The sequence below is a fragment of the bacterium genome (assembly GCA_037131655.1).
In the GTDB taxonomy this organism is placed as follows: Bacteria; Armatimonadota; Fimbriimonadia; order Fimbriimonadales; family JBAXQP01; genus JBAXQP01.
The window spans coordinates 1-3,833 of the sequence record JBAXQP010000262.1; the positions used below are offsets into that span (position 1 = coordinate 1).

The window sequence follows — 3,833 nt, forward strand, 5'->3', positions numbered from 1 at the left end:
GGGATTACACCTCGAAGGGATCCCAGTTCCCGAGCCAACTACTGAAGCCGAAAGAATTAGTGTTCCGGCTTAGGGGAGGTTGTGATATTAACTTTGGAATGCATAAAGTGTGGAAAGTCAGACCAGCAAAGGAGGAAAGTACGTCGTCCGCGCCGAACAAGTAGAATGGGAATCCAGTTGTTTTAGCGATATAGAATTTTTGATGAGCGAAGATTATTTGGGAAGGTGAATGTATGCCATTACAGTTAAAAGGGACAGTGGGGCTTCTTGCTGGCCAAAGAATAGATGTGGGACAGATTCCCATAACCATAGGAAGTCATCCTTCTAATGCGGTTGTCCTAAATGATCCGCAAGTTTCTCTTAGACATGCCCGAGTAGTTTTGCAGGGATCGCGTATTGCCATTTCCGATCTCGGAAGTGCTAGCGGAACCTTTGTAAATTCAAGGCCAGTTTCTTTCTTAGTTAAGCTCAACAAAGGAGATACAATCCAAATTGGCAGTCAAACCTTCGTTGTAGTGGAAATGCCTGTTTATCGCTCAGCTTCCCCTGCTGTTGCGGTTCCTCCTTCTCCTCCTAATTCTCAATTTTCTGCAAATCCATCTGCTCAACAAGCGGTCCCTCTAATAACTGCTGAAGGGTTTTCTGGAACTGTCGAGCTATACGCTGATCGGATAATTATTAAACGCGGGAAATCATTATTTTCACATATTGTGCGTGGGTTTAAAGGTGACAAGCAGATAATGCTGCGAAGTATAACTGCGATACAATTAAAGAGATGCGGAATCTTTTTAAACGGGTTTATCCAATTTTCAATCCCAGGAGGACAAGAGTCAAAGCGGGGAATATTTGATGCCGTACATGATGAGAATACAGTAACGTTTATCAACAAACAGCAGGATGGGTTTATACGGTTAAATCAATTGGCTGAGCAGAAGATTGGTGAAATTCATCAAAACGCCGCAAAGCTGCACGCTGGTTCATTTTCTCCTGCAGAGGAACTTGGTAAGGTTGCTGACTTACGCGACAAGGGCATAATTACTCAGCAGGAATTTGAGGCAAAAAAGCGTCAACTAGGGTTCTAACTTTTTTCGAAGGTTTTTAAAGCAGACAGTTTCCACGCCTTCGGCTATGAATGACACCTCTGATGAGGTGTTTAGTTTTTTCCGAATCGTGTTTCTTGCTTCTTGTCTCTTGCTTCTATCCCCTTGCCTTGTCAATCTAGGTACAATGCTGGGATATGCTTCTGATCGCGCACGGGGTGGGCGGTTTGGGGTAATCAAGATTCCCGGATAAGACAACCAATTGGAGGGTGTGATTATGGCTGACGCTAATGTCAGATTTACTGTTTTTACCAAGCCTTGGCGTATGGACTTGCCGGAACTGGGCAAGTTTATTGCCGGATTAGGCTTTGATGGGATTGAGCTTCCCGTTCGACCGGGGTATCCGGTCCTTCCGGAAAATGTCGGCAAAGACCTGCCTAAGGCCGTTAAGATATTGGGCGATTTCGGTGTGACAATCGACAGTATCGCCGGGCCGACCGATGAGCCGACTATCGCCGCTTGCGCCGAAGCTAATGTTCCTGTCATCCGTGTTTGCGAGAGTGTTGGACCCGAGCCATACATGGAGTGGGAAGCACGACGGCAGAGAGAATTCGATGCGTTGGTCCCGCTTTTATCAAAATACGGCGTGACACTTGGCATTCAGAACCACTATGGTACTTGCGTGGCGAATGCGATGGGTATTCTACATCTCATCGAAAAATACGATCCGAAAGCTGTCGGCGCGGTTTGGGATTGCGCTCATAATGGGCTGCATGGTGAAGAACCGGAAATGGCGCTTGATATCGTCTGGTCGCATCTGTGTCTCGTCAACTTCAAGAGCGCTTTCTGGCTCCGTATCAACGGGCCGGAAGCCAAGTGCGCGGAGTGGTCTCCCTACTTCACAACCGGCCGACATGGCTTGTCCAAGTGGCCGAGAGTTGCTGATGAGTTGAAAAAGCGCAACTACAAGGGCGCCATCTGTCTCACGGCGGAATATTCCGACGAAGAGTCGGTTGACCGCTTGATCGCTAAAGATATTAAGTTCGCAAAATCATTATTTGTTTAAGGAGCATTAAATTGGCTAAGAAAACTGACGGTGGAAAAGTTCGAATTGCTATGATCGGCGCGGGTGGAATGGCGAATGGCGTTCATTATCCCTCGCTTGCCTCTTTTGACGATGTCGAAATCGTCGCTATCTCTGAATTGCGCGAAGACCGCGCGAAGACGACTGCTGACAAGTACGGCATCAAGAAGACTTATGTCGGAAACGACGAGTATTACAAGGAAATGCTCGCAACTGAAAAGCCGGACGGCGTGTATGTCATCGGTCAGCCGAACATCATGTACCCTATCTGGAATTACTGCGTTGCCAACGGTTATAACCTCTACATCGAGAAGCCGTTCGGGCTGAGCATTCACCAGGCTCGCGCGTTGGCTCTTTTGGCAGAGAAAAGTGGTTCGATTACTCAGTGCAGCTATCAGCGACGCATCGCCCCCATCGTTAAGAAGATGAAGGATGAAGTCACAAAGCGCGGCGGCGAAATCAATCATGCGGTCTGCACCTTCTACAAGTGCGACATCAACCCCTACCTTGACGCTCGCGATCATATGTTCGATGACAGCGTGCATGCAATCGATACACTCCGCTGGCTTTGCGGCGGCGAGGTTGTCGAAGTCCAGAGCATTTGTAAGCGCATCGGCGTTCCTGATATCAACTACATTACGGCGCTTTTGACCTTCGACAATGGCGCAACCGGCGTGTTGATGAACAACTGGGCCAGCGGGCGCCGCATCTTCAGCTGTGAAATGCACGCAAGCGGATGCTATGCCTGGGTTGAGCATGAGGGCAAAGCCTTCCTGTACGATCACGGCAACTACGAAGGCGAGTGCTTCGATACCAAGGAAGTTGCCGGCAGCAACGATAACTTCGTGTTCGGCGGGTTCTGCGCCAAGAACCGTGAGTTCATCGATGCAATCAAGGGCGGCCCGATGCCCGGGTCCAACTTCTCGGATGCGGTCAAGACTACGGAAGTCGCTGAGATTATCCTGGCGAACGCACTGTTGAACGGCGAGTAGTACCCCATGAACAAAGAGATTACGCTAAATCCTCGCTCGCAAGAGCTTAGAGTGGACGAACGAGGCTACAACTATTGGCACGTGATGGAAACGCCTAAGACGTATGAAACGAGTGAGATGGCGTTAATCCTTTGCGATGTATGGGACAAGCACTGGAGTAGGGCGGCAACGGAGCGAGTTGCCGTCCTCGCTCCCCAAATTGCCAAGGTCGTCGATGCCGCACGGGATAAGGGCATCATGATCATTCACGCCCCGTCTGATAACATGGATTTCTATAAGGAGTTTCCGGCACGACAGCGGATGATTGATACCCCTCGTGTTGAACTGCCGAAAGAAATCCCCCATGCCAATCCCCCGCAGCCTTGCGATTCATCGGACGGCGGTTCGGATACAAACGATCAAGTGTTTCACTTCGCATGGCATCGTCAGCATGAGTCGATTCATATTGATGATGAGAAGGACGGCATTTCAGAAGACGGCGAGGAATGCTATTCTTACATGAATAACCACGGGATCAAGACCGTGGTTATTATGGGTATTCACACGAATATGTGCATTCTGGGCCGAAGCTATACCATCTGCCAGATGGTGCGCTGGGGGATGGATGTCATCTTCGTGGGCGATTTGACCGACGCCAACTACAACCCCGCGCTGCCGCCTTATGTGCCGCACGATGAGGGGACAAGGTTGACGGTTGAGTTCATCGAAAGATTCTGG

At 49.5% G+C, this 3,833-nt stretch carries 4 protein-coding genes; all 4 read left to right on the forward strand.

Translation table 11 applies throughout. From position 1 onward, the window contains the following. Positions 1–233 precede the first annotated feature (233 nt). Positions 234–1,082, forward strand: coding sequence for an FHA domain-containing protein (locus WCO51_10810; protein ID MEI6513745.1), 849 nt, complete (start codon positions 234–236; stop codon positions 1,080–1,082). 235 nt (positions 1,083–1,317) lie between these two features. Next, positions 1,318–2,106 carry a TIM barrel protein gene (locus WCO51_10815; protein MEI6513746.1) on the forward strand — a complete coding sequence of 263 codons (789 nt, stop codon included), beginning with the start codon at positions 1,318–1,320 and terminating at the stop codon, positions 2,104–2,106. A gap of 11 nt (positions 2,107–2,117) precedes the next feature. Then, positions 2,118–3,116 carry a Gfo/Idh/MocA family oxidoreductase gene (locus WCO51_10820; GenBank protein ID MEI6513747.1) on the forward strand — a complete coding sequence of 333 codons (999 nt, stop codon included), beginning with the start codon at positions 2,118–2,120 and terminating at the stop codon, positions 3,114–3,116. 6 nt (positions 3,117–3,122) lie between these two features. Further along, positions 3,123–3,833, forward strand: a 711-nt coding sequence (locus WCO51_10825; protein MEI6513748.1) for an isochorismatase family protein, incomplete at its 3' end; no start/stop codon positions are given.